General features: G+C 68.1%; 18 protein-coding genes. 11 read left to right on the top strand and 7 right to left on the bottom strand.

Translation table 11 applies throughout. The annotated features are described in order from the left end of the window. Window positions 1–103: 103 nt before the first annotated feature. The 7 genes from Tharo_RS12470 to dnaE all read left to right on the top strand — a co-directional run bounded on the left by Tharo_RS12470 (window position 104) and on the right by dnaE (window position 13,297). On the top strand, window positions 104–1,546 hold the full coding sequence (locus Tharo_RS12470; RefSeq protein ID WP_159051699.1) for a Mur ligase family protein: 1,443 nt from the start codon (window positions 104–106) through the stop codon (window positions 1,544–1,546). 12 nt (window positions 1,547–1,558) lie between these two features. Continuing rightward, the gene (locus Tharo_RS12465; RefSeq protein WP_159051698.1) at window positions 1,559–3,448 is read left to right on the top strand and encodes a hypothetical protein; all 1,890 of its coding nucleotides are present in this window, start codon (window positions 1,559–1,561) and stop codon (window positions 3,446–3,448) included. After that, a complete protein-coding gene (locus Tharo_RS12460) occupies window positions 3,448–4,722 on the top strand; it encodes a serine/threonine protein kinase (RefSeq protein ID WP_107221490.1) in 1,275 nt (424 codons plus the stop codon). The genes Tharo_RS12465 and Tharo_RS12460 overlap by 1 nt, the downstream gene beginning before the upstream one ends. Before the next feature lie 355 nt (window positions 4,723–5,077). Beyond that, window positions 5,078–7,375 carry an NADP-dependent malic enzyme gene (locus Tharo_RS12455; RefSeq protein WP_107221489.1) on the top strand — a complete coding sequence of 766 codons (2,298 nt, stop codon included), beginning with the start codon at window positions 5,078–5,080 and terminating at the stop codon, window positions 7,373–7,375. A 124-nt stretch (window positions 7,376–7,499) separates the two neighbouring features. Then, window positions 7,500–8,675 carry a phospholipase A gene (locus tag Tharo_RS12450; protein WP_107221488.1) on the top strand — a complete coding sequence of 392 codons (1,176 nt, stop codon included), beginning with the start codon at window positions 7,500–7,502 and terminating at the stop codon, window positions 8,673–8,675. Between the two features lie 44 nt (window positions 8,676–8,719). Continuing rightward, complete coding sequence (locus Tharo_RS12445) at window positions 8,720–9,694, top strand: quinone oxidoreductase family protein (RefSeq protein ID WP_107221487.1); 975 nt, start codon at window positions 8,720–8,722, stop codon at window positions 9,692–9,694. A gap of 54 nt (window positions 9,695–9,748) precedes the next feature. Further along, a complete protein-coding gene (gene dnaE / locus Tharo_RS12440) occupies window positions 9,749–13,297 on the top strand; it encodes a DNA polymerase III subunit alpha (protein ID WP_107221486.1) in 3,549 nt (1,182 codons plus the stop codon). Between the two features lie 25 nt (window positions 13,298–13,322). On the opposite strand, the gene rsmA is transcribed toward dnaE, so the two are convergent. From rsmA to Tharo_RS12420, 4 genes are read right to left on the bottom strand one after another with little or no spacing between them, the layout of a single operon-like run. Further along, window positions 13,323–14,126, bottom strand: coding sequence for a 16S rRNA (adenine(1518)-N(6)/adenine(1519)-N(6))-dimethyltransferase RsmA (gene rsmA, locus Tharo_RS12435; protein ID WP_107221485.1), 804 nt, complete (start codon window positions 14,124–14,126; stop codon window positions 13,323–13,325). A 19-nt stretch (window positions 14,127–14,145) separates the two neighbouring features. Further along, on the bottom strand, window positions 14,146–15,159 hold the full coding sequence (pdxA, locus tag Tharo_RS12430) for a 4-hydroxythreonine-4-phosphate dehydrogenase PdxA (RefSeq protein ID WP_107221484.1): 1,014 nt from the start codon (window positions 15,157–15,159) through the stop codon (window positions 14,146–14,148). Further along, the gene (locus Tharo_RS12425; RefSeq protein WP_107221483.1) at window positions 15,156–16,478 is read right to left on the bottom strand and encodes a peptidylprolyl isomerase; all 1,323 of its coding nucleotides are present in this window, start codon (window positions 16,476–16,478) and stop codon (window positions 15,156–15,158) included. Before Tharo_RS12425 ends, pdxA begins: the two co-directional genes overlap by 4 nt. 31 nt (window positions 16,479–16,509) lie before the next feature. After that, window positions 16,510–18,957: an LPS-assembly protein LptD gene (locus Tharo_RS12420; protein WP_107221482.1), complete on the bottom strand. Its 2,448-nt coding sequence runs from the start codon at window positions 18,955–18,957 to the stop codon at window positions 16,510–16,512. A gap of 103 nt (window positions 18,958–19,060) precedes the next feature. Here Tharo_RS12420 and Tharo_RS12415 point away from each other — a divergent pair, with 103 nt between their 5' ends. The 4 genes from Tharo_RS12415 (at window position 19,061) to Tharo_RS12400 (ending at window position 23,461) form a co-directional block, all read left to right on the top strand. Continuing rightward, a complete protein-coding gene (locus Tharo_RS12415) occupies window positions 19,061–20,101 on the top strand; it encodes an aminoglycoside phosphotransferase family protein (RefSeq protein WP_107221481.1) in 1,041 nt (346 codons plus the stop codon). Window positions 20,102–20,118: 17 nt separating this feature from the next. Further along, window positions 20,119–20,799 (top strand): N-acetylmuramate alpha-1-phosphate uridylyltransferase MurU, encoded by a 681-nt coding sequence (gene murU, locus Tharo_RS12410; protein WP_107222416.1) that lies wholly within the window; start codon window positions 20,119–20,121, stop codon window positions 20,797–20,799. Window positions 20,800–20,868: 69 nt separating this feature from the next. After that, a complete protein-coding gene (locus tag Tharo_RS12405) occupies window positions 20,869–22,209 on the top strand; it encodes an aminopeptidase P N-terminal domain-containing protein (RefSeq protein ID WP_211309605.1) in 1,341 nt (446 codons plus the stop codon). Further along, on the top strand, window positions 22,202–23,461 hold the full coding sequence (locus Tharo_RS12400; protein ID WP_107221479.1) for an FAD-dependent monooxygenase: 1,260 nt from the start codon (window positions 22,202–22,204) through the stop codon (window positions 23,459–23,461). The genes Tharo_RS12405 and Tharo_RS12400 overlap by 8 nt, the downstream gene beginning before the upstream one ends. Window positions 23,462–23,507: 46 nt before the next feature. Here the strand turns inward: Tharo_RS12400 and Tharo_RS12395 are convergent, their stop codons facing one another. From Tharo_RS12395 to xth, 3 genes are all read right to left on the bottom strand, one after another. Further along, on the bottom strand, window positions 23,508–23,699 hold the full coding sequence (locus Tharo_RS12395; protein ID WP_107221478.1) for a YgaP family membrane protein: 192 nt from the start codon (window positions 23,697–23,699) through the stop codon (window positions 23,508–23,510). 115 nt (window positions 23,700–23,814) lie between these two features. Further along, on the bottom strand, window positions 23,815–24,519 hold the full coding sequence (locus tag Tharo_RS12390) for a Crp/Fnr family transcriptional regulator (protein ID WP_107221477.1): 705 nt from the start codon (window positions 24,517–24,519) through the stop codon (window positions 23,815–23,817). A gap of 45 nt (window positions 24,520–24,564) precedes the next feature. Then, window positions 24,565–25,329: an exodeoxyribonuclease III gene (gene xth / locus Tharo_RS12385; protein ID WP_107221476.1), complete on the bottom strand. Its 765-nt coding sequence runs from the start codon at window positions 25,327–25,329 to the stop codon at window positions 24,565–24,567. Between the last annotated feature and the right edge of the window lie 80 nt (window positions 25,330–25,409).

Genomic DNA, 25,409 nt, shown 5'->3' with positions numbered 1-25,409 from the left:
CACTGCTTTCCCTGAAGTGGAAGTTGAACGGTTTCACGGACGGCGGATCTGCTGCTGGAGTTGAATCCCCTTGCCGAGTTCAAGGATGGAGTGCCCCGCTGTGATGCCCCGGTTGCTACTGAGTCTGCGCGAGATGGCGCACCTGACAGGTGGGCGCTGGCGTCACCTGCCGGCAGATGGATTACGTCTTTCCGGAATCCATTTCTACCTGCCTTATGTCACTGCTGGTGATCTCTTTGTTTATCTGCCGCGTGAAGGCGCGGCGGCTGGCGTGGCTGCGGAGTCGATCGAGCGTGCCTTTTGCCAGGGAGCTGCTGCGGCGTTGGTGCCGAAAGGCGCAATTCCGGATGCACGCCACCCCTTGCTCGAGGTGGCCGATACGGAGAAGGCGCTTCAGGATTTGGCAACTGGTGCAAGCCTCAAGTTCGACGGCAGTCGCGTGCTGGTTACCGGATCCCACGGCAAGACGGGGTTCAAGAACCAGCTCCATCATCTCATTCGAAATCAGATCCCTGTTCATGCCTACCTTGGCAGTGCCAACAAGGAACTGCCGGTGCTGCGCGCCATCGCTTCTCTGACCAGGGACGCACGGGTGTTCATCGTCGAGGTGGCGGTGCCGGGGCGTCGGATTGGGCGCGACCGGGCCTTCTTCGTGAGGCCCGATTTCTGTGTCATTACCGGCATTGCACCCGAACATCTCAAATCCCATCGTTCGATGGACAGGCTGCTGCACAACAAGGCGGAGGTGACGGCCGGATTGCGGCCGGGAGGCCGCTGTCTGCTGAACGGGGATGATGTCGAGTTTCCAGGCTTGCGGACAGCCGTCGCCGAGTGTTCCGCGTGTGAGGTGCTGGTTTTTGGTTCGGCACCCGGTTCCGCCGGGCGCCTGCTTTCGGCCCGCTTCGAGGGGATGGGCTGGCGCGTGGAGGCGGAGATCCTCGGCGAGCGCATCGCCTACGATCTGCCGTTGCTGGAGTGCTATGCGCCACTGACTTCGGTGGGTGTCCTGCTCCAGGCGCGGCTGCTGGGTGCAGACCTGGCGGCCTGCGTTGCCGAATATGCCGGCTATCGCCACTTCGGCAGCAGCGGCAATCTCTATCGGGTGCCTCTGGGATGCAGCAGTTTCTTTATCTATGACCAGAGCACGCGTGCCGAATTGAGAGGGTTCGAGGCGATGTTCGAGTTGATGTCCCGGTTGCGGCCCGGTCCGGGCGGACGCAAGATCGTTGTCATGAGCGAATTGTTCGACATCGAAGACAATCCCGGTATGGTGGTCGATTATCCGAAGATGCAGACGCTGATGGCTGCTGCCGGTATCGACCGGCTTTATACCATCAAGGATTTCATGCAGCATCGCGCAGCGCTGCCCGCCTCGATCGGCTGGCATCGGCACGCGGCCATCCCGGCGGATATCCGTGACGAACTGCTGGCGGACATGCGTGAGAACGACATGATATTTCTGCGCGCCGATCCGCCGGCCCGCCTCGACGTGCTTGCGGAAGCCTTGCGGCGTGCGGGCGATGGTCCTGCGGAACAACTCTACTGAAAGAGGGTTTTGATGCTGGCGACGGCAAGCGGGAGGCTGGACGTGTCAGATCGGGGACTGGATATCCGGCACCGCGACGCGCGCCATTACGCAGCACCGGAATCGCGCTTGCCGGTGTATGAACCGGGGGAGGCCGATCGTGCATTCATGGTCGCTATCGAAGCGTCCATTCGTGCGGGCAGCGTCGATACGGCGGCCATCGACCGGCTCTTCGTCGCTACGAGCTTTCCGCAGCGCTTTGCCCGTCTAATCCTGATTCTCTATGCCCCTGGCTGTAAGCGCATTCTTGCCAGTCGGGCGAGCCGGGAGGGAGCGCAGCTTGCCTTCTCGACGGTGCTGGCCCGGCTGGTGGCGCATTCACGGGCTGGGGCGCTGGCGGTGCAGCCCTTCCGTGTGCAGATGGATTTCGTTGTCGAACCGCCGCGGCCGATGGATTTTTTCGCTGTCGGCACCACGCAGCGTGGCGACCGACATTTCGAGATCGGCATCGATGGATTCATGTTCCGTGACGCTGCAGGCCGCCTGCAGATCTTCACGCCAGGCGATGGCTATGTGCGCTCGACCATGACCATGGGACAGGTGCGGGCGTGGCTGGAAAATGTCCATGGAGAGCAGGCTCTGCGCACGGCGAAATTCGAACGTTTCTGTACCGATAGCTACGTGTCTGCGCCCGGCGGCTGGTGCCGGCTGTTCCGGGGCCATCCCCTGGTCGGCCCACTGACGGAGGCGAAGGTGGCGCGGTCGGTGGAACTGGCGATCGATCACATCCGCCGCACCCAAGAGGAGGACGGCCGTTTCCTTTACTACTATGATGCGGCGGCTGACTCGCGCCGCGACCACGAGCACCCGAAGCGCGATCCGGAGCGTAACCCGTTCTACAACATCCTGCGCCATGGTGGTGGCGGCCTGACCTGTGTTTATTTCGAGAAATACGCCAGGCGTGGCAGCACATTGGTAAATATCCGCCGGGCCATCGACTTCCTGATTGCACGGATGCAAGTCCGGAACTACGGTGGTCGAGAGGGGGCTTTCGTCTATCACGAGAAGAAATCCAAGCTGGGCGGATCCGGCATCGCCCTTTATCTGCTTGCCGAATACCAGCTGCTGACCGGCGACGAGCGTTACCGGCCCTGGACCGATCGGCTGGCCTGGCACCTGGCCAATCAGGTCACACCGAGCGGCGAGTTCATCTACTACAACATCTATCTGGATCAACCTGTCTCCGAAGCGGAGAACGGTCCCCGTTTTTCATTTTACTATCCTGGGGAAGCCATCTGCGGGCTTGCCAAGTATCTCCATCTGGCCGATTCGGCCACCCGGGCGGATCTTGTCGAACGCCTGCATCGGGCGCTTGCGTTCCTCATCGACGTACGGCCGACGGTCCATGTCGCGCAGTACACGGCAGTGCCCTCCGATTCCTGGCTGATGATGGGCATCATGGAATCATGGGATTTTCCGGAAATGCGCGACTCACGCTATGCCGATTTCGTATTCGCTGACGCCGCCCGCATGATCGATCATCTGTACAAGGTGGATGAGGCTCCCTGGCCCGATTACGCTGGCGCCTTTCATTACGAGTTCGGCGATTATCCCTATGCCGATGGTGCGCGTTGCGAGGGTCTGCTCGGCGCCTATGAATTGGCTCTCAAGATCGGGGAGACGGAGAAGGCGCAACAGATCTGGCAGGCGCTCCGCCTCGCGGCCTGGGCGGTGATGCATCTGGTGAATACGGAGGCATCCATCTACTTCGCCCGCAACCCGGGCCTTGCCCTGGGCGGCATCCGCTTTAAATATACGCGCCAGTGGTTCCGCATTGATACCCTTCAGCATGTTGCGTCTTTCTACGCCAAGCTGTTGCCGCATTGGGCACGCGCCGAGGCAAGCAGGGAGGAGGGGAGTTGATGCGCCGGCTGGGCACCTGGACGCCGGACCGCCGGCTCGGTGGCGGGGGCTATGCGGAAGCGTTTCTCTGTCATGGCCCTGCCGCGCCGGACGGGGCTGCGCTCAAAGTGTTCATCGATCCGACTCATGTGAACACCTTCGAGCGTGAAATCGCCGCGTTGATGCTGGTTGATGGGGGTGGCGGCACGCCTCGGCTGCTCGATCATGGCCGGGATGACGGTGGCCGCCTGTGCATCGTCACCGAGCTGGCGCCGGGTGTGCGGCTAGACAGGCGCCTGCGCGACGCTGGACCGCTGCCGGCTGCGGTCTTGCCGGCCATGGTTCGCCAGATATTGGCGACGCTTGCCGTCGCTCATGACCGGGAGCTGCTGCATAAGGACATCAAGGCGTCCAACCTTCTGATGGACGGCGAGCGCTTTGTGCTGATCGACTGGGGCGTGTCCGAACCCTTCGGCGACGGCCGTGCCGAAACCATCCGCGCCAAGCAGGATGTTGTCGCTCCCGAGTGTTATTACGGTCGCCATGGGCCTGCGACCGATTTCTACGCTCTCGGCTGGTTGATCGTCCACGCGGCCACTGCAGCCCAGCCTTATCGCTTCGATGCCATCCACGATCCGGACTACCGGGTGGTGGCGCACTGCCTGGAGCGGGCTGAACTGCCGCCGACCCTGCCGGCCGAGTGGCGACCGCTCGTGGCCAACTGGATTGGCAAGCGTCCGGAAAACCGCCTGATCGGCTACGACCTCGACCTGCTGCTGGCAAGTGCGGCTGGGGCTCGGTGCGACGAGGGGGCGATCGACTGGCGCAACGTCGGCCGCAATACCGGCTTCCTGCGCCAGGCGGCCGAGGTGGGCGTTCCGTGGGCGCAGCATGAACTCGGCCAGCGTGCGTTGCAGGCTGGCGCACGCGCCCAGGCGTTCTACTGGCTGGAGCGGGCAGCTGAGGCCGGCTACGCCCGTGCCGCGTGCCGGTTGGCGCTGGCCGCCCTGGCGGACGGAGAGCGGTCCCGCGCATGGTTGGCGGATGCGGCGCGGGCCGGTAACGCCGAAGCATGCTACCGGCTGGCCAGGCGCCTGCTGGCTGAGGGCAAGGCTCAGGACGCGGCTGCTCTGCTCAAGACCGCCGCGAAACAGGGGCACCGCAAGGCTCAGCATCATTACGCATTCTGCATTGAGGCCGCCGATCCGGCCGCCGCCGAAGCGTGGCATCGCGCCGCCGCTGAACGTGGCCTGGATGCAGCGCAGGTCCGGGTTGCGGACAAGGCCGGCGCGTAGTTCATGATTTTCGCCGCTGTGCGTTTCCGCATGCTGCCAGCCGGCAGGGAACGGCTTTCATGCTCCTGCCCCGAGGGGGCGACCGCGCTGGCTGTGTCAAAGGCGGGCCGGCTGCGCTAAACTTTCGGCCGCGTTCATCGTCGGCCGCTGTCGCCGACCGGGTCGCGGCCTGCCTGGAAGCGAGCAGGCGTCCAAGGGGCCCGGCGCCTGAACGCGAACCCGACATCAAGACACCGAGCGCCCCGTACACGAGACGGTGTGCAGCCTCCTGATTGCTGCGCAAACCGGGGGCATCCCTTCGAACAACGACTTCGAACAACGAATAACGCACCTCACTTTCCGAGAGGGAAAATACATGGACCAGGATTTCATCGCTGCGGCGCTGGATTACCACCGCGCGCCGACGCGCGGCAAGATTTCGGTCGTCCCGACCAAGAGCCTCATCAACCAGCGCGACCTCGCGCTCGCGTATTCGCCCGGTGTCGCCGCGGCTTGCGATGCGATCGTCGCCGAACCGGCCGAAGCCTTCGAACTCACCAGCCGCGGTAATCTCGTCGCCGTCGTCACCAACGGCACCGCGGTGCTTGGCCTGGGCAACATCGGCCCGCTCGCGGCCAAGCCGGTGATGGAAGGCAAGGGCTGCCTGTTCAAGAAGTTCGCCAACATCGACGTCTTCGACATCGAGCTCGCCGAGAACGACCCGGACAAGCTGATCGAGATCATCGCTTCGCTCGAGCCCACGCTGGGCGGCATCAACCTCGAGGACATCAAGGCGCCCGAGTGCTTCTACATCGAGAAGAAGCTGCGCGAGCGGATGAAGATTCCGGTCTTCCACGACGACCAGCACGGCACCGCGATCATTTCCTCCGCCGGCCTGATCAACGGCCTGAAAGTGGTCGGCAAGGACATCGGCCAGGTCAAGCTGGTGTGCTCGGGCGCCGGTGCGGCGGCGATCGCCTGCCTCGACCTGATGGTGAGCGTCGGCCTCAAGCGCGAGAACATCACCGTGTGCGACTCGAAGGGCGTGATCTATGAAGGCCGCGAGGCCAACATGGAGCCGACCAAGGCGCGCTACGCGCAGCGGACCGCGGCACGCACCCTGGGCGACGTCATCGCGGGCGCCGATGTCTTCCTCGGCCTGTCCACCGCGGGTGTGCTCAAGCCCGAGATGGTGGCGAAGATGGCCGACAAGCCGCTGATCTTCGCCCTCGCCAACCCCAACCCCGAGATCCTGCCGGCCGACGCCAAGGCCGTGCGCTCCGACTGCATCGTCGCCACCGGCCGTTCGGACTTCCCGAACCAGGTCAACAACGTGCTGTGCTTCCCCTTCATCTTCCGCGGCGCGCTCGATGTCGGCGCGACCACGATCAACGAGGAGATGAAGCTCGCCTGCGTGAAGGCGATCGCCGAACTGGCCGAAGCCGAGGCGAGCGACATCGTCGCCAGCGCCTACGGCGGCCAGGAGCTGGGCTTCGGCCCCGAGTACATCATTCCGAAACCGTTCGATCCGCGCCTGATCGTCAAGATCGCGCCGGCGGTGGCGAAAGCGGCGATGGAGTCCGGCGTGGCGACCAAGCCGATCGAGGATTTCGATGCCTATGTCTCGAGCCTGAACGCTTTCGTGTACCAGTCGGGGATGCTGATGAAGCCGGTGTTCTCGGCGGCCAAGCGCGTTGCCGCCGAGCACAAGCGGGTGATCTACGCGGAAGGCGAAGACCCGCGCGTGCTCCACGCGGTGCGCGTGGTCCTCGACGAAGGCCTGGCCCGCCCGATCCTGATCGGGCGTCCGGACGTGATCGAGATGCGGATCAAGAAGATCGGCCTCAACCTCGCCGCCGGGCGTGATTTCGAAGTCGTCAATCCCGAGTTCGACCCCCGCTACCGCGATCTGTGGAACGAGTACTACCGGCTGATGAGCCGCAACGGCGTGACGCCCGACATCGCCAAGGCCAAGATGCGCCGCGACACCACGCTGATCGGCGCGATGCTGCTGCGCAGCGGCGACGCCGACGCGCTGGTGTGCGGCACCTACGGCACTTACGACTACCACCTCAAGCAGGTCGAGGACGTCATCGGCCTGGCGCCGGGGGCGAAGCGGTTCGCGGCGATGAACCTGCTGCTGCTCACCAAGCGCATGCTGGCGGTCACCGACACCTACGTGAACGAGAACCCGAGCGCCGAAGAAGTCGCCGACATCGCCCGCATGGCGGCCGAAGAGCTGCGCCGCTTCGGCATCGAACCGAGCGTGGCCCTGCTGTCGCATTCCAACTTCGGCAGCTCCAATTCGGCCTCGGCGCGCAAGATGCGCGAAGCCTGCGCGATCCTGCGCGCGACTGCGCCCGAGCTGAACTGCGACGGCGAGATGCATGGCGACGCTGCGCTGTCGCAGGAGATCCGCGACAAGCTCCACCCGGACTCGACCCTCGTCGGCGAAGCCAACCTACTGGTGATGCCCAACCTCGACGCCGCCAACATCTCCTTCAACCTGATGAAGATGGCCAACGGCGACGGCGTCACGGTGGGGCCGATCCTGCTCGGTGCCGCGCAGCCGGTGCATATCCTGACGCCGTCAGCGACCGTGCGCCGGTTGATCAACATCACCGCGCTGGCGGTGGTTGACGCCCACGCGTCGCGCAGCGCGAGCGTACGCTGAAACGTTGCCGGTGAGGCGCTGCGGGCGGCGCGCTCCGCCCGCGATACGAATCCTCACCGTTCGCCGCCAGGGCAGTCGCTATCATGGCTGCCCTTTTTCCTGGGTGCAGTCCGGAAGGATCGCGATGCCACGCAGACTTCATGCCCGCGGCGCACAGGCGCTGCTGCTCGCCGCCGCCCTGCAGGTCCTGCCGGTGCAGGCCTCCGACTGGCTGCTCGCGTCCACCGAACCGCGCGTGGTGCCGGGCGATCTGTTCCACGTCATCGTCGTCGGCCCTCCGGGCGCCACTGAGTTGCCGGAAAGCCTGCCCGCCCTGATCGAACTGCCCGGGGGCGGTCCGCGCATCGCGCTCGAGCTCGCCGCCACCGCGCCGGCCGATGCACGCAGCCGGCAGCGCCGCTACACCGGGCGCTGGCCGGCGGAAGTGACCGGCTTCGCCACCTTGTCCTTGCAGGGCATGGCGTCCGCCCGCCTGCTGCTCGATGCCGCCGCGGCCACGCGCACAGCGGTCGACACCGAGCATACGGGCACGGTTGCGCCGATGGCGCCGCTCGCGCGCGAGACCGTCGCGAGCGAGCCGGTGGCGCCTTCGGCGTTCGGCTTTCACGAGCCGATGTATTTCCTCGTCGGTGGTGAAGACCCGGCGTCGGCGCGTTTTCAGTTCAGCTTCCGCTACCGCCTCACCGACGGCCACGGTGTCCTCGATCAGCGCTTCCCGGTGAAGACCGGGCTCTACTTCGGTTTCACCCAGACTTCGCTGTGGGACCTGGAGTCCGATTCCCGCCCTTTCCACGACACCAGCTTCCGCCCTTCGCTGTTCTATCGCTGGATGCTGAGCGACCCGGAGGACGGCGCTTCGGTGGCCCTGTCCGGCGGCTACGAGCATGAATCCAACGGCAAGGACGAGGCGTCCTCGCGCAGCATCGACATGCTGTTCCTGAAGGCGGAGGGGCGCTACTACCTGGCCGACGGTCGTCGCTACTTCGCGGTTGAGCCCAAGGTGTGGACCTATCTCGATCGCGACGACAATCCGGACATCGCCCGCTACCGTGGCTACGGCGAGCTCGGCCTGCGTTTCGGCCGCGACGACGGCCTGATGCTGGGCGCGATCCTGCGCCGCGGCACCGCGGGCTACATGCGGCGCCAGTTCGACCTGTCTTATCCGCTGCGGCGCAGCATCTTTTCCGGGGTCGGCGCTTTTGCCCACCTGCAGTATCTGAGCGGCTACGGCGAGACCTTGCTCGGCTACGATGAGCGCCATGACCCGCAGGTCCGGGTCGGCGTCTCGCTCGTGCGCTGAGGCCGGAAGCCCGGCGCCGGCCATCTTTCCCGAAGGAGCCATCCATGAACCATGCAATCCGCTTTCATCGCACCGGCGGTCCCGAAGTCCTGCAGTGGGAGGCGGTGGCACTGCCCGCGCCCGCCGCGGGCGAAGTCCGGGTACGCCACCACGCGGTGGGGCTGAACTACATCGACACCTATCACCGCAGCGGGCTCTATCCGCTGGCGCTGCCGTCCGGGCTGGGCCTGGAGGCGGCCGGCGTGGTCGAGGCGGTCGGCGAGGGGGGTGCTGAATTCGCCCCCGGGGACCGCGTCGCCTACACCAGCGGGCCGCTCGGTGCGTATGCCGAGGCGCGCAACATTGCCGCCGCGCACCTGGTCCGCCTGCCTGGCGGAATTTCTTTCGAGCAGGGCGCGGCAATGATGCTGCAGGGGATCACCGCCCAATACCTGTTGCGCAGCACCTACCCGGTGCAGGCCGGTGACACCGTGCTGATCCATGCCGCAGCCGGCGGCGTCGGCTCGATCATGGTGCAGTGGGCGAAGCTGCTCGGCGCCACCGTGATCGGCACCGTGGGCAACGACGACAAGGCCGTGCAGGCGCGTGCGCTCGGCTGCGACCACGTCATCGTCTACACGCGCGAGCGCTTTCCCGCACGGGTGCGTGAAATCACCGGCGGGGAAGGGGTGGCGGTGGTGTACGACTCGGTGGGACGGGATACTTTCATCGATTCGCTGTCCTGCCTGCGCCGCCGCGGCATGATGGTGAGCTTCGGCAACGCCACCGGTGCGGTCGCGCCCTTCGACTGCGCGCTGCTGGCGAAGGCGGGGTCGGTGTATGTGACCCGCCCGGGCCTGTTCGACTACATCGCCAGCCGTGCCGAACTGCTCATGAGGGCCGGCGAGCTGTTCGAGGTGGTGGAGTCGGGCAAGGTGAAGGTCGCGATCAACCAGCGCTATGCGCTGAAGGACGCGGCGCAGGCCCATCGCGACCTCGAAGCGCGCCGCACCACCGGCTCGACTGTGCTGCTGCCCTGAGCGGGGTACCGATCGGGCGCGGGAGGCGGCGCGGGCTCGGGTAAAATCCGGTCCATGAATTCTGCCCCCGCCCCCGCCGCCCTCCAGGCCGAGCCGAGCCTGGTGCCGAGCGCTCCACGCTTCGTACACCTCCGCCTGCATTCCGAGTACTCGATCACCGACGGCATCGTCCAGCTCGATCCGGCCATCGCCAGCGCTGCGGCTGAGGGCATGCCGGCGCTCGGGATCTCCGACCTCGCCAACCTGTTCGGCATGGTCAAGTTCTACAAGGGGGCGCGCGCCAAGGGGATCAAGCCGATCATCGGCGTCGACGCCTGGATCCAGAACGAGGCCGAGCGCGACAAGCCTTTTCGTGTGCTGCTGATCTGCCGCGACCGGGCCGGTTACGGCCAGCTCTGCGCACTGCTGACACGTGCCTATCTCGACAACAAGTATCGCGGCCGCGCCGAGATGCGCCGCGAATGGTTCGACGACGGCGCCGCGAGCGGGCTGCTGTGCCTGTCCGGGGCGCTGGACGGCGATATCGGCGCGGCACTGGCCGCCGGCAACGGCGAGCTCGCCGCCCAGCTCGCCGCCGATTGGGCGCGGCGCTTTCCCGACGCCTTCTACATCGAGATCCAGCGCGCCGGCCATCCCGGCACCGAGAGCTACATCCGCCACGCGGTGGACATCGCTGCCCGGCTCGGCCTGCCGGTGGTCGCGACCCACCCGGTGCAGTTCCTCAAGCGCGAGGACTTCAAGGCCCACGAAGCGCGCGTCTGCATCGCCCAGGGCTACGTGCTCGCCGACAAGCGCCGGCCGCGTGAGTTCACCGAGGAGCAGTACCTCAAGAGCCAGGCCGAGATGTGCGAACTCTTCGCCGACCTCCCCGAGGCGCTCGACAACGCGGTCGAGATCGCGCGCCGCTGCTCGCTGACGGTGCAACTGGGCAAGAACTTCCTGCCGCTGTTCCCGACGCCCGAAGGCATGACCCTGGACGACTTCCTGATCGCGGAAGCCAAGGCCGGCCTCGAGCGGCGCCTCGCCCAGCTCTACCCGCACCCCGAGGAACGCGAGAAGCAGCGTCCGCGCTACGAGCAGCGCTTGAAGTTCGAGACCGACACCATCATCCAGATGGGTTTCCCCGGCTACTTCCTGATCGTGGCCGACTTCATCCGCTGGGGCAAAAACAACGGCGTGCCGGTGGGGCCGGGCCGCGGCTCGGGCGCGGGCTCGCTCGTCGCCTATTCGCTCGACATCACCGACCTCGACCCGCTCGAATACGCGCTGCTGTTCGAGCGCTTCCTCAACCCGGAGCGGGTGTCGATGCCCGACTTCGACATCGACTTCTGCCAGGACAACCGCTACCGCGTCATCGAATACGTGCGCGAGCGCTACGGCAAGGATGCGGTGAGCCAGATCGCCACTTTCGGTACCATGGCCTCGAAGGCGGTGGTGCGCGACGTCGGCCGCGTGCTCGACCTGCCCTACGGCCTGTGCGACCGCCTCTCGAAGCTGATTCCGATCGAGGGCGCCAAGCCCGTCTCGCTCGCCAAGGCCTACGAGCTGGAGCCGCAGATCGGCGACATGATGGCCGACGGCAACGACGGCGAATCGGTGCGCGACCTGTGGAGCCTCGCCCAGCCGCTGGAAGGGCTCTCCCGCAACGTCGGCATGCACGCCGGCGGCGTGCTGATCGCGCCTGGCAAGCTCACCGACTTCTGCCCGCTCTACATCGCCGACGGCGAGGATGCCACGCCGGTGTCGCAGTTCGACAAGGACGATGTCGAAGCCGTCGGCCTGGTCAAGTTCGACTTCCTCGGCCTGCGCAACCTCACCATCATCGAACTCGCGCTGGAGTACGTGGCCCGCCTGGAGGGCAGCCGGCCCGAGCTGATGAGCCTGGGCTTCGAGGACCCCGCCGCCTACCAGATCCTGAAGGACGCCAACACCACGGCGATCTTCCAGGTCGAATCGGACGGCATGAAGAAGCTCTTGAAGAAGCTCGCTCCCGACCGCTTCGAGGACATCATCGCGGTGCTCGCGCTCTACCGCCCGGGGCCGCTCGGCTCGGGCATGGTGGACGACTTCATCCTGCGCAAGAAGGGCCAGCAGGAGATCGACTACTTCCACCCCGACCTCAAAGCCTGCCTGGAGCCGACCTACGGCGTGATCGTGTATCAGGAACAGGTGATGCAGATCAGCCAGATCATCGGCGGCTACACTCTGGGCGGCGCCGACATGCTGCGCCGCGCGATGGGCAAGAAGAAGCCCGAGGAGATGGCCAAGCACCGCGCCACCATCGCCGAGGGGGCGAAGCAGAAGGGCTACGACCCGGCGCTCGCCGAACAGCTCTTCGACCTCATGACCAAGTTCGCGGAGTACGGCTTCAACAAGTCGCACACCGCGGCCTACGCGGTGGTCACCTACCACACCGCCTGGCTCAAGGCCCACCACTGTGCGGCCTTCATGGCGGCGACGATGTCGTCCGACCTGGACAACACCGACACGGTCAAGATCTTCTACGAGGATACCGTCGCCAACAAGATCGCGGTGCTGCCGCCGGACGTCAATGCCTCCGACTACCGCTTCGTCCCGGTGGACCGCAAGACCATCCGCTACGGCCTGGGCGCGGTGAAGGGGGTGGGCGAGCCGGCGGTACGGGCGATCCTCGCCGCACGGCAGAAAGGGGGCGAAAAGGGCGGCGAAAAGGGCGGCGAGTTCCGCGACCTGTTCGACTTCTGCGAGCGGACGGACCGGCGCCTGGTCAACCGCCGCGTGATCGAGGCGCTGATCCGCGCCGGGGCGATGGACACGCTCGCCGGCCACCAGGGGCTGGACCGTGCCCAGCTGATGGCGACCGTGGCGCTGGCGATGGAAGCGGCCGAGCAGGCCGCGGCCAACGCGCTGCAGGGCGGGCTGTTCGACCTGATTCCGGAGGCGGCCGGTGCCGCGCCCGAGTTCGCGAAGGTCCGGCCGTGGACCGAGCGCGAGCGGCTGAAGGAAGAAAAGCTCGCGATCGGCTTCTTTCTCTCCGGCCACCCGTTCAACGCCTTCAAGGCTGAGGTGCGCCGCTTCGTGCGCCGTACCCTGGCCCAGCTCGAGCCTTCGCGCGACCTCACGATGCTCGCCGGGGTGGTCATGGAGGTGCGCACCAAGATGGGGGCTCGCGGCAAGATGGCGTTCGTGCAGCTCGACGACGGCAGCGAGCCGCGCGAAGTCGCAGTGTATTCCGAAGTGCTCGATGCCAACCGCGGCAAGATCGTCACCGACGAAGTGCTGGTGGTCGAGGGCAAGGTCAGCAACGACGAGTTCTCCGGCGGGCTGCGCATCGTTGCCGAGCGCCTGCTGACCCTGGGCGAGGCACGCGGCCGCTTCGCCCGCGCGCTGCGCTTGTGTCTCGATGGCGGGGCCGGCAGTGCCGCCGCCGCAGTCGGCCGCCTGCAAGGCCTGCTCGAGCCGTTCCGCGCCGAGGGCTGCCCGGTCCGTCTCCGTTACCGCAATGCCGCCGCCGAAGCCGAGCTGCTGTTCGGCGAGCGCTGGCGGGTACGGCTCGACGACGCGCTGCTCGACGCGCTGCGCGAAGACCTCGCGCCGGAGGCGGTCGAAGTGATTTACGCTTAGCCGCCCGGGGGCGGACGGCTCCGGCTCAGCGCCGGGCGCTGCAGTGGTTGGCGATGGCGACGAATTGCGCCAGCGACAGCTTTTCGCCGCGCAGCCCGGAGTCGATGCCGAGGGCCTCGAAATCGGCTTCGGTGACGAATTCGCGCAGGGTGTTCTTCAGCGTCTTGCGGCGCTGGCCGAAGGCGGCGGTGACGATGCGCCCGAGCAGGGCCTCGTCCTGTGCGCCGAGCTCTTCGGGCGGCAGCGGCGCCATGCGCACGATGCTCGACATCACTTTCGGTGCCGGGCGGAAGGCGCCGGGCGGCACATCGAACAGCCGCCCCATGCGGAAGCGGTACTGCAGCATCACCGACAGCCGCCCGTACTCCTCGGTGCGGGGCGCGGCCACCATGCGCATCACCACCTCCTTTTGCAGCATGAAGGTCATGTCCTTGACGCGTTCGGCGAACCCGGCGAGGTGGAACAGGATCGGCGTCGAGATGTTGTACGGCAGGTTGCCGACGATGCGCAGCGGTTTTTCCTCCTCGCCGCCCAGACTGGCGAAGTCGAACTTCAGCGCATCGCCTTCGTGGATCGTGAGCTGCGCCGGAGAATAGCGCTCGCGCAGGCGCGCGATCAGATCGCGGTCGATCTCGACCACGTGGAGGTGGCCGAGGCGCTCGATCAGCGGCGCCGTCATCGCCCCCAGGCCGGGACCGATCTCGACCATCGACTCACCGGCCTGCGGGCGGATGGCGTCGATGATGCGGCGGATGATGTTGGGGTCGGAGAGGAAGTTCTGGCCGAAGCGCTTGCGCGCGCGGTGGCCGTCGGTGTCGAAATCGTGCATCGGTTTCCTTGTGCGGCGCTCAGGAGGCGCGCGCGGCGGCCATCGCGATCGCCAGGTCCACGGCGGCGAACAGGCTCCCGGGGTCGGCGCGGCCGCTGCCGGCCAGGTCCAGCGCGGTGCCGTGGTCGACCGAGGTGCGCACGATCGGCAGGCCGAGGGTGACGTTGACGCCGCCGCCGAAGCTGGCGTGCTTGAGCACCGGCAGGCCCTGGTCGTGGTACATCGCCAGCACCGCATCGCCCTGCGCCAGGGTGTGGGGCACGAACAAGGTGTCGGCCGGCAGCGGGCCGGCGAGTTCCATGCCCTCGGCGCGCAGCTTGTCCAGCACCGGGAGGAGGACGTCGATTTCCTCGCGCCCCATGTGGCCGCCTTCGCCCGCATGGGGGTTGAGTCCGGCGACGAGGATACGCGGTGCCGCCAGGCCGAAGTGGCGGACGAGGTCGGCGTGCAGGATGCGCAGGGTGTCCTCCACTGCCGCCGGGGTGATCGCCGCCGCCACCGCGGCGAGCGGCAGGTGGGTGGTGACCAGGGCCACACGCAGCCCGCCGCCGACCAGCATCATCACGACGCGCGGCGTGCCGGTCTTGGCGGCGAGGTATTCGGTGTGGCCGGAAAAGGGCATCGTCGCGGCCGCCCCCAGGCCTTCGCAGATCACCCCTTTATGCACCGGCGCGGTGACCATCGCGGCGAATTCGCCGGCGAGGCAGCCGGCGATCGCGCGGTCGAGCAGGCCGAGCACGTAGGCGCCGTTGGCCGGATCGAGGCGGCCGGGGCGGGAGGGCGCGGCGAGCGGCCGGTGCAGGACTTCGAGCGTGCCCGGTTCGGGCTCCGCATCCGCCTGCCACAGGCGGACGCGCGCCGCGCTGCCGATCGCCGCGGCGCGGTCGCGGATCAGGCCGAGGTCGCCGAGCACGACCACGCGCGCCGGCCAGCTCCGCTCGGCGAGGCGGACGCACAGCTCGGGGCCGATGCCGGCCGGCTCACCGCTGGTGACGGCGATCTGTGGCCGGCCGGCGGCGGCGCGTGCGCTCATTCCTGCTCGAGACGGTAGTCGACGTAGGTGCTGTCGCGCAGCTGGCGCACCCAGTCCTCATAGGCTTCGTCGGCCTTGCGCTCGCGCAGCGCCATCCGTGCGGCGTTGCGCTTGCGCTCGTCGGTGACGTCCTGCAGCCGCCGTTCGACGACCTGGATCAGGTGCCAGCCGAACGGCGACTTCACCGGCGGGCTGATCTCGCCCGGCTGCAGCGAATTCATCGCGCGCTCGAATTCGGGGACGGTGTCGCCGGGATTGACCCAGCCCAGGTCGCCGCCCTTGGCCGCGGACAGATCCGCCGAATTGGCCTTCGCCAGCTCGCCGAAGTCGGTGCCGTTGAGCGCGCGTTCGCGCAGGCCGAGGAGGCGGGCTTCGGCATCGCTGTCGGAGAGCACTTCGGAGCTGCGGATCAGGATGTGGCGGGCGCGGGTCTGTTCGAGCTGCTGCATCGTGTCCACGCCACCGCCGCGGCGGTCGATCAGGCGCACGATGTGCAGCCCGGCGGCGCTGCGCAGGATCGGCGAGGTGCTGCCGGGTTGCATGCCGCGCACGGCCTCGGCGAACAGCCCGGGCAGGCGGTCGAGCCGGCGCCAGCCCAGGGCGCCGCCGGACAGGCCGTCCGGAGCGTCGGAAACTTCGGCGGCGACGCGGGCGAAATCCTCGCCCGAGCGCAGCCGCGCCATGGTCTGCTCGGCACGCCGCCGCACCGCCTCGACCTGCTGCGGGGTGGCGCCTTCGGGCGTGCGCAGCAGAATGTGGGCGACGGCGAATTCCTCGCCGCTGAACGCGTCCGGGTTGGTGGCGATGAAGTTGTCGATTTCGGCGTCGGTGACCACGATGCGGCTGTCGACTTCGCGCTCGCGCAGGCGGGTGAGCAGGATCTCGGTGCGGATCTCTTCGCGGAAGCGGTCCCAGGCCACACCGTCCTGCGCCAGGGTTGCGCGCAACTGGTCGAGGGAGAGCTTGTTGCCCGAGGCGATGCGTTCGATGGCGCGTTCGAGCGTGGCGTCGTCGATCCGCAGGGCGCTTTCCCGCGCGCGCTGGATCTGGGCGCGCTCGACGATCAGGCGTTCGAGGAGCTGGCGTTCGAGCACTTCCATCGGCGGCAGCTCCACGCCCTGGCGGCGCAGCTGGCGTTCGGTCTGGGCGATGCGGTCGCGCAGTTGCAAGGAGGTGATGACCTCGTTGTCGACCACCGCGACGATGCGGTCGACTTCCACCGCGCGCGGGGCGGCGTGGGCGGGCAGGCCGAGCGCCGCGGCGCCGAGGGCGAGGGCAAAGGTGACGGCGAGAGGGGTGCGGGAGAAAGGACGGGTCATGTTCATTGGCTGTGGAGTCGCGTACCGGAGCTTATTCCGAGCCGAAGACGCGGTCGGACGAGGAGTCGTTGATCTTGCCATAGCCCGGCACGCTGCGCGTGATCAGGCCGATCGGGTTGGAGCCGATGCTGGCGAGGTCGTTGAGTTCGAGTTGGATGAAAACGGCCTTGGTGACGTCGTTCTCGTCGATCGCGAAGCGGTGGATCGCCACCCGGAACGCCCAGCAGCCGCCGTCGTATTCGAGCCCGCCGATGGCTTCGGTGAGGCGGTTTTCCTCGAGGGAATGGGTGAGGCGGCCGACGCCGTACCAGCCGCGCCCGATCGGCCATTGTCCGGAGACATCGACATCCTCGAGGCCGACGATGTTTTCGGCGATGCGCAGGTTCGGCGCGTAGCGGTAGCTGAGGTTGAGCGCCTTGGCGAAGCCGGGCTGGTAGCGCAGGCTGGCGTTGAAGCGCTCGGTTTCGCGGGTGTCGGTGTTGTACTGGACGTAGGAGTCGAGCGACAGCGTCCTCGTCAGCCGCCCGCCGAGCCCACCGAGCAGCTCGGCGCCGTTGCCGGCCGTGCGCAGCTCGTCGCGGTCGAAAAGGTAGACTTCCTGGTCCGAGAAGTAGTAGCGCTGGCCGATCAGCGCGCGCAGGCGCTCGATGCCGGTTCCGGCCTCGATGAAGCGGGTAGTCAGGGTGGCGGTCAGATCGTTGGCGTCGCCGATGCGGTCGCTGCCCGAGTAGCGGTTTTCGGCAAACAGCTGGGTGAAGCCGACGTCCAGGCGGCTGGTGTCGAACAGCGGAATGTCGTCCTGTCGGCGCGAGGGAATGCGCAGGTAGTACAGCCGCGGTTCGAGCGTCTGCAGGTAGTCGCCGTCGAAGATGCGGGTTTCGCGTTCGAAGAAGAGGCCCGAGTCGACCGAGAGGATCGGCACCGTGCGCGAAATCGAGTCGCGTGCCGCGGCGTTGAGCGGCGAGCGCTCGACGTCGTAGCGGGTGTGGTGGACGCCGGCCTTGGGCGTCAGGAACCAGGCCGCGCCTTCGAGCGGCAGCGAGAGCTGGGGATAGGCGACGGCGCGGGCGGCTTCGTCCTTGTCCGTGTCCGCATCGGGGTGTTCGAAGCGGACGTACTCGGTCTTGAGCGCCGCCGACAGCCCGCCCGGCAGGTCCGGCCGCAGCGCCGACAGCTGCAGCTGCGGCAGGCGGCGGTAGGGGGAGATGTTGCGCGTGTCGGGGTCGGGGTTGAGCGTCTGGTAGCTCTGCGCCAGCGCCGAGGCGTTCCACCAGCCGCCGGTGTAGATCAGGCGCCCTTCGCGCAGCAGGTTGACGCGCGAGGCCACGCCGATGCGCGAGGACAGGTCCTCGAAATAGCTGTCGTCGGAAACCGCGTTGAGGTCGAGTGAGCCGTAGAGGTTGGGGGCGATCCGGTGCTGGTGCTGGACCGAGCCCAGGCGGCGCTCCTCCCCGGTGGTCTTGTCCTTCGCCATCCATTCGACGCGGCTGGTGCCGCGGTAGTCCTCGCCGAGGTAGCGGAATTCACCGCCCAGCTGCAGCCCGCGCCGGCTCATCAAGCGCGGGGCGAGGGTGGCGTCGTAGTTGGGGGCGATGTTCCAGTAATAGGGCTGGGTGAAGTCGAGGCCGGTCTTGTTCGACGTGCCGAAGGTCGGCGGCAGCAGGCCCGACTGGCGCTGGGCGGTGAGCGGGAACTCGGCCCACGGCATCCAGAAGATCGGCACGTCCTTGAACACGATCGAGCTGCCGCGGGCGGTGCCCACTTCGCGGTCGTAGTCGAGCTCGAGTTCGCGGGCCTTGATGTACCAGTCGGGGTCGGTGGCCTGGCAGGTCGTCCAGGTCGCGTTTTCCAGGCGGAACTGGTTCTCGCCTTCGAGCCTGAGCAGGTCGGCTTCGCCGCTGCCCGACACCGAGCGCAGGGCGTCGCCCGCAACCCGCGGATCGCGTTCGCGCGACAAGGTGTAGCGCGGCGACTCGAACTGACCCGTGTGCGCGCCGACGACCAGGGTGGCGCGCGGGCCGGCGATCGTGTCCTCGCCCTGGCGGAGAAGGACATTGCCTTCGGCGATGGCCTCGTCGGTGGGCTCGCGGTAGGTCATCTTGTCGGCGGTCAGCACCAGGTCGTCGCGCTGCAACTCGGCCTCCCCGTCGGCGACCAGCTCGATGCTGCGCGAACCGTGGATGCGCAGTGCGCTGACGGCGGTCGTGCCGGGGGGCAGGGGAGCGGGCGGCGCCTGGCGCTGCGGTGCGGCGGCCGGCGGGCTGCCGTTGCCCGCGGCCTGCGGCGCGGGTGCAGGAGCCTGCACAGGCGCAGGCTTCGTCGGCGGAGGGGTTTTCGCCCGCGGCTGGGCGGGGGCCGGCAGGCGGCCGCGCAGCAACTCGGGCGACACTTCGAGCGGCGGCAGGCCGGCGGCGAAGCCGGTGCTGGAGATGCACAGCAGCAACAGTGGAATCAGACGTATGTGTGTATTCGGAGCCATCGAAGCCCAGACCTTTCCCGTCGTTCGCAATGTGCGGCTGCCCACCCGAACCACCGTGTTGATAAACTCGCGGATTGTACACGAACACCCGCGGAGAACCCGTTTGCACCGCCTCGAACAGCTCAAGTCCTGGCTCGCCGCCACCTTGCCCGGCCAGCCCTGCGAACTCGCTCCGGCCTCGGCCGACGCCAGCTTCCGCCGTTACTTCCGCGTCCGCTTCGCCGACGGCAGCCCTTCGCGCATCGTCATGGACGCCCCCCCGGACAGGGAGGATGTTCGCCCCTGGCTGCAGGTCGGCGAGCTTTTCCGCGCCGCCGGCGCCCATGTCCCCGAAGTGCTGGCGCAGGATCCGGCGCAAGGCTTCCTGCTGCTCTCCGATCTCGGCTCGACCACCTACCTGGCCGCGCTGCAGGCGGAGAGCGCCGGGGAGCGCGGCGTGCAGCGTGCCGCCCACCTCTACGCCGATGCGCTCGGTGCGCTCGGCGCGATCCAGTGCGCCAGCCGTCCCGGCGTGCTGCCCGAATACGACCGCGGCCTGCTGCTGCGCGAAATGCAGCTGTTTCCCGAATGGTACGTCGCCCGCCACAAGGGCCTGACCTTGACCGATGCCGAAACGGCGATGCTCGAGGCCGCCTTCGAGCGCATCCTCGCCGTCAATCTGGCTGAACCCCGGGTGTTCGTCCATCGCGACTTCCATTCGCGCAACCTGATGCTGCTCGAGCCCGGCGACGACCGCGGGGCCAACCCGGGTGTCATCGACTTCCAGGACGCGGTGTACGGCCCGATCAGCTACGACCTGGTGTCGCTGTTCAAGGACGCCTACATCGGCTGGGACGAGGAGTTCGTCCTCGACCTGCTGATCCGCTACTGGGAAGCGGCGAAGAAGCTCGGCCTGCCGGTGCGCGCCGAGTTCGCCGACTTCCACCGCGACTTCGAGTGGATGGGCGTGCAGCGCCACCTCAAGGTGCTCGGCATCTTCGCCCGCCTGTGCCACCGCGACGGCAAGGACGGCTACCTCGCCGACATGCCGCGAGTGATGGACTCCCTGCGCCGTGCGTGCAAGCGCTGGCGCGACCTCGGCCCGCTGTTGAAGCTGCTCGACCGCCTCGAGCCCGAGGAAACCCAGGTCGGCTACACCTTCTGATGGCCCGGTTCCGCGCGATGATCCTCGCCGCCGGTCGCGGCGAACGCATGCGCCCGCTCACCGACCACACTCCCAAGCCCTTGCTGGCGGTCGGCGGCAAGCCGCTGATCGTGTGGCACATCGAGCGCCTGCGCGCCGCCGGCTTCACCGAGCTCGTGATCAACCACGCCCATCTCGGCCATCGGCTGGAACAAGCGCTCGGCGACGGTGCGGCCTTCGGCGTGCGCATCGCCTGGTCGCCCGAAGTCCGCGCGCTGGAAACCGCGGGCGGCATCCGCCACGCCCTGCCGCTGCTCGACGATGCCCCCTTCGTCGTGGTCAACGGCGACGTCTTCTGCGACGCGGACTTCAGCGCGATGCGCACCGCCGCCGCAAGCCTGCGCACGACCGGCCCGCTCGCCCACCTGCTGCTGGTCGACAATCCGGACCATCATCCGGACGGCGACTTCCACCTCGATGGCGCAGGGCGCATCGATGCCGACCAAACTCCCCGCCTGACCTTTTCCGGCATCGGCGCCTACCACCCGGCGCTGTTCGCCGGACTGGCCGACGACACGCCGGCAAAACTCGCCCCCTTGCTGCGCGCGGCGATGGCCGCCGATCAGGTGCGCGGCGAGCATCACCGCGGGCGCTGGGTCGATGTCGGCACGCCCGCACGCCTGGCCGGACTCGACCGCGAACTCGCCCGCCAGGGCTGAACTCCGGATCGATGCCGTGCCAGGAAGCCGAAACGCTCCCGCCGCGCCGCCAGTGCCATAATTCCGCGCATGAACACACCGAACGCCACTTTCGATCCTGCCCCCTTCCGCGCCCGCCGCGCCCGTCTGTTCGAACGCATGCAGGCCGCCGGCGGCGGTGTCGCCATTCTCGCCACCGCGCCGGAACGGGTGCGCAACCGCGACACCCACTACCCTTACCGCCACGACAGCTACTTCTACTACCTCACCGGCTTTCGCGAGCCCGAAGCGGTCGTCGTGCTGGTCGCCGGCGCGGCGCCGAAGCAGATCCTGTTCTGCCGCGAAAAGAACGAAGAACGCGAGATCTGGGACGGCTACCGCCACGGCCCGGAAGCGGCGCGCGCGGCTTTCGGCTTCGACGAGGCGTGGACCATCGGCGATCTGGAAAAGCGCCTGCCTGACTACCTCGCCGACCAGCCCCTGCTGTGGACCGGGCTGGGCTACGACAACGACTGGGACGCGCGCGTGCTCGGCGCGCTCAACGCGGTGCGCGACAAGGCCCGCAGCGGCCTCACTCCGCCGCACTCGGTGCGCGACCTGCGTGCCGAACTCGACGAGATGCGCCTTGTCAAGGACGCCAGCGAGCTGTCGACGATGCGCCGCGCCGCGCAGATTTCCGCCGCGGCCCATTGCCGGGCGATGCGCGCCACCGCCCCGGGGCGCTTCGAATACGAGATCGAGGCCGAGCTGTTGCACGCCTTTCGCCGCGCCGGCAGCCCCTACCCGGCCTATCCGTCGATCGTCGCCAGCGGCGCCAACGCCTGCGTGCTGCACTACGTCGGCAACGAGTGCCGGATGGAAGACGGCGAGCTGCTGCTGATCGATGCCGGCTGCGAACTCGACGGCTACGCTGCGGACATCACCCGCACCTTCCCGGTCAACGGCCGCTTCAGCGGGCCGCAGCGTGCCCTCTATGAACTGGTGCTCGCCGCCCAGTCCGCGGCGCAAGGGGCGACCCGCCCCGGTGTGCACTGGAACGAGCCGCACGACGCCGCGGTCGCCGTGCTCGCCCAGGGCCTGCTCGATCTCGGCCTGCTGCGGGGCAGCCTTGACGGCGTGCTCGAAAACGGCGACTACCGCCGTTTCTACATGCATCGCACCGGCCACTGGCTGGGCATGGACGTGCACGACGCCGGCGAATACAAGGTCGGCGGGCAGTGGCGGGCGCTCGCCGAAGGCATGGTGCTGACGATCGAGCCGGGGTGCTACGTCCGTCCCGCGGGCGACGTCCCCGAAGTGTTCTGGAACATCGGCATCCGCATCGAGGACGACGCCGTGGTCAGCGCCGGCGGCTGCGAGCTGATCACCGCCGATGCGCCCAAGACGGTGGCCGACATCGAGGCCCTGATGCGGGAGGCGCGCCATGGCTGAGGGCGCAGACGAGCGGGTGCACGACCTCCTGATCGTCGGCGCCGGCCCGGTCGGGCTGGCGCTGGCGCTGGCGCTGAAGGACACCGGTCTCGACGTCGTCCTCGTCGATGCGCGCACGCGCGCGGCCGTCGCGGCGGACCCGCGCGATCTCGCTCTCGCCCACGGCAGCCGGCTGATGCTCGAGCGGCTGGGGGTGTGGGAGGCGATCCCGAAGACCGCGATCGAGCACATCCACGTCTCGCAGCAGGGCGGACTCGGCCGCACCCTGATCGACGCCGCCGAGCACGGCTTGCCGGCGCTGGGCTACGTCGTCTCCGCGGGCGCGCTCGCCGCCGCCCTGCGCGCCACGGTCGATGCCGCCGGGATCACGGTGATGGACGAAGCCGAAGTCACCGGCCTCGTTCCGGCCGCCGATGCGGTCACCGCCCGCCTCGGCGGCGCGGGGCGGGCGGGGGCCACGCTGCGTGCCCGGCTCGCTGCCTGCGCCGAAGGCGGGCTGCGCGCGGACGACCCGGAAGTGGTCGAACTCGACTACCGCCAGGATGCGCTGATCGCCGCGCTCGACGTCGCCGGCGGTCATCGCCATACCGCTTTCGAGCGCTTCACCGGCGAAGGCCCGCTCGCCCTGCTGCCGCGGGGGGAGGGCTATGCGCTGGTGCATGTGGTCCGCCGCGAGAGCGCCGATGAACTGCTCGGCCTCGACGCGGCGGCTTACCTCGCGCACCTGCAGGTCCGCCTCGGCCACCGCGTCCGCCTCACCGGCGTCGGCCCGCGCCGGCGCTACCCACTGCAGCTGCGCTACCGGCGCGCGGTGACCGGCGTGCGCACGGTGTGGCTCGGCAATGCCGCCCAGACCCTGCATCCGGTTGCCGGGCAGGGCTTCAACCTGGCCTTGCGCGACGTCTGGGCGCTGGCCGATCTGCTGCTGCGGCGCGGCGCGGAAGCGACGGCGCGGGCGGTTGCGGGGACGAAAGAGGCTGGGGTGAAAGGGGCTGGGTCGAAAGGGGCTGGGTCGAAAGAGGCTGCGTTCGATCCGGGGTGCGCGGCGCTGCTCGCCGCCTATGCGCACGCCCGGGATGTGGACCGCTTCGGCACGATGCGCTTCACTGATAGCCTGGTGCGCGTGTTCAGCAACGACTTCGCGCCCCTGCGCCATGCGCGCGGCGCGGCGCTGTTCGCCCTCGACCTGCTGCCGCCGCTGCGCGGCTTCATTGCCCGCCGCATGATGTTCGGCGCCCGCGCCTGGCCCTGAGACCGGCAACGGGCGCCGATACGCGCAACGGACAACGGGAGAGTGGCTACTTCTTCTGCAGCGGGCAGGTGCTCATCCCGAACAGGCCATACGCCGGGCACCAGCCCATCAGCCCGGTGGCGAGCGGAATCACGCCGATCCAGGCCCACACCGGGCCGCCGAACAGCGCCCAGGCGATGAGCGCGATGCCGATCACGATGCGAACGATCTTGTCGATGCCGCCGACGTTGGTTTTCATGTGCTTCTCCTGGGTAACGAGGTGGAAAACGGCTGGAACACGTTTCCATTGAAGCACGCGATCGCGCCCGGGTCTGTGACCAGAGTTACAGAGCCGGGCGCGCCGCCGGGGAGGCTCAGTCGGTGCTTCTGGCCGGCTCTCCGCTCGCCGTCCGGCGCAGTCCGGCGGGGTCGAGGATTTCCACCTGCTCGCGCCCGAGCCGCACCAGCCCCTGGTCGGCGAAGCCTTTCAGCAGCCGGCTGACGATCTCGCGCACGCTGCCGAGCTCGTCGGCGAGCTGCTGGTGGGTCCGGTGCAGGGTCCGCCCCTTGCCCAGCAGCTGTGCCGCCAGACGCTGGTCGAGGCGGCGGAAGGCGACTTCCTCGATCAGCTGCATCAGCCCGGCGATGCGCTCGGCGAAGAGGTGGAAGACGAATTCGCGGAACGGGCGTTCGTCGAGCAGCTCCTCGAACACCGCCTGCGGCAGCAGCATCAGCACGGTGTCACTCTCGGTGACGCCGCGGGCCCGGTAGTCTTCGCGGCCGAGGAGGCAGGAGGTCGAGAGGATGCAGGTCTCGCCGCTGCCGACCCGGTACAGCGGCAGCTCGCGGCCGTTGGGGGCGGATTTGACGACGCGGATCGAGCCGTCGACGACGAACGGGAAACCTTCGCAGGCCTGGTGCTCGTCGAACAGGCAGGTGCCGCCGGGAACGCGCATCCAGCGCGCGGCTTCGAGCAGGCGCCGGCGCCCGGAGGGCGAGAGGGCGGCGAGCACCGGGTAGCCCTCGTCGAGCCGGGCGAGGGGCATACCTGCTGGTGCGCTCGGGTGCGCGGCGCTCATCGCCGGTACGTTCCGGAGGGAAAAAAGCGTGTCATCGGGATGTCCTCAGGCCAGTTCCAGGACCACCGGCGCATGATCCGAAGGGCGTTCGAGCCGGCGCGGGGCCTTGTCCACGGTGCAGCTGCAGCAGGCCGGACGCAGCGCCGGCGAGACCAGCAGGTGGTCGATGCGCAGGCCGAAGTTGCGGCGGAAAGCGAGCATCCGGTAGTCCCACCACGAGAAGCTGCGTTCGGGCTGCTCGAATAGGCGGAAAGCGTCGATCAGGCCGAGATCGAGCAGGGCGCGGAAGGCAGCACGCTCGGGCGCGGAAACGTGGATCTCGTCCTTCCAGTCGGGATGGGCGTCGCGCTCCTCGGGGGCGATGTTGAAGTCGCCGGCGAGCACCAGGCGCTCATGCGTCTGCAACTCCCCGCGTAGCCAGGCGGTCAGGGCGCCGAGCCAGCGCAGCTTGTAGTCGAACTTGTCCGAGCCGACCGCCTGGCCGTTGGGAAAGTAGCCGCACACGACCCGCACGCCGTCGATGGTGGCGGCGATCAGGCGCTTCTGCTCGTCCTCGAAGCCGGGAATGTTGCGCACCACGCTGGCCGCATCGATCGGCCGCGGGCTGAGGATGGCGACGCCGTTGTAGGTCTTCTGGCCGACGAAGGCAGCGTGGTAGCCGGCGGCCTCCAGCTCGGCGAGCGGAAACGCCTTGTCCTCGAGCTTCAGTTCCTGCAGGCACAGCGCGTCGGGCTCGTGGGCGGCCAGCCAGTCGAGCACCTGGGGGAGGCGCACTTTCAGGGAGTTGATGTTCCAGGTGGCGATTTTCATGGATCGTCCGAATGTCCGATGGATTCGATGAGCGGGGCCGGCTCGCAGTCGGTCATTGTGCCACTGCGTCCTGCGGCGGG

Origin of the sequence: Thauera aromatica K172, from assembly GCF_003030465.1 — a bacterium.
Taxonomy (GTDB): Bacteria; Pseudomonadota; Gammaproteobacteria; order Burkholderiales; family Rhodocyclaceae; genus Thauera; species Thauera aromatica.
The sequence above is the reverse complement of the archived record's forward strand: the minus strand, read 5'-3'. Positions and strand labels throughout refer to the sequence as shown.

Excerpts from the sequence above, each read along its gene's own strand:
- dnaE (WP_107221486.1), top strand. The coding sequence starts at position 9,749 with ATGAATTCTGCCCCCGCCCCCGCCGCCCTCCAGGCCGAGCCGAGCCTG.
- Tharo_RS12455 (WP_107221489.1), top strand. The coding sequence starts at position 5,078 with ATGGACCAGGATTTCATCGCTGCGGCGCTGGATTACCACCGCGCGCCG.
- Tharo_RS12460 (WP_107221490.1), top strand. The coding sequence starts at position 3,448 with ATGCGCCGGCTGGGCACCTGGACGCCGGACCGCCGGCTCGGTGGCGGG.
- murU (WP_107222416.1), top strand. The coding sequence starts at position 20,119 with ATGATCCTCGCCGCCGGTCGCGGCGAACGCATGCGCCCGCTCACCGAC.
- pdxA (WP_107221484.1), bottom strand. The coding sequence starts at position 15,159 with ATGAGCGCACGCGCCGCCGCCGGCCGGCCACAGATCGCCGTCACCAGC.
- xth (WP_107221476.1), bottom strand. The coding sequence starts at position 25,329 with ATGAAAATCGCCACCTGGAACATCAACTCCCTGAAAGTGCGCCTCCCC.
- Tharo_RS12405 (WP_211309605.1), top strand. The coding sequence starts at position 20,869 with ATGAACACACCGAACGCCACTTTCGATCCTGCCCCCTTCCGCGCCCGC.
- Tharo_RS12465 (WP_159051698.1), top strand. The coding sequence starts at position 1,559 with ATGCTGGCGACGGCAAGCGGGAGGCTGGACGTGTCAGATCGGGGACTG.
- Tharo_RS12420 (WP_107221482.1), bottom strand. The coding sequence starts at position 18,957 with ATGGCTCCGAATACACACATACGTCTGATTCCACTGTTGCTGCTGTGC.
- Tharo_RS12400 (WP_107221479.1), top strand. The coding sequence starts at position 22,202 with ATGGCTGAGGGCGCAGACGAGCGGGTGCACGACCTCCTGATCGTCGGC.
- Tharo_RS12425 (WP_107221483.1), bottom strand. The coding sequence starts at position 16,478 with ATGACCCGTCCTTTCTCCCGCACCCCTCTCGCCGTCACCTTTGCCCTC.
- rsmA (WP_107221485.1), bottom strand. The coding sequence starts at position 14,126 with ATGCACGATTTCGACACCGACGGCCACCGCGCGCGCAAGCGCTTCGGC.
- Tharo_RS12445 (WP_107221487.1), top strand. The coding sequence starts at position 8,720 with ATGAACCATGCAATCCGCTTTCATCGCACCGGCGGTCCCGAAGTCCTG.
- Tharo_RS12390 (WP_107221477.1), bottom strand. The coding sequence starts at position 24,519 with ATGAGCGCCGCGCACCCGAGCGCACCAGCAGGTATGCCCCTCGCCCGG.
- Tharo_RS12470 (WP_159051699.1), top strand. The coding sequence starts at position 104 with ATGCCCCGGTTGCTACTGAGTCTGCGCGAGATGGCGCACCTGACAGGT.
- Tharo_RS12450 (WP_107221488.1), top strand. The coding sequence starts at position 7,500 with ATGCCACGCAGACTTCATGCCCGCGGCGCACAGGCGCTGCTGCTCGCC.
- Tharo_RS12395 (WP_107221478.1), bottom strand. The coding sequence starts at position 23,699 with ATGAAAACCAACGTCGGCGGCATCGACAAGATCGTTCGCATCGTGATC.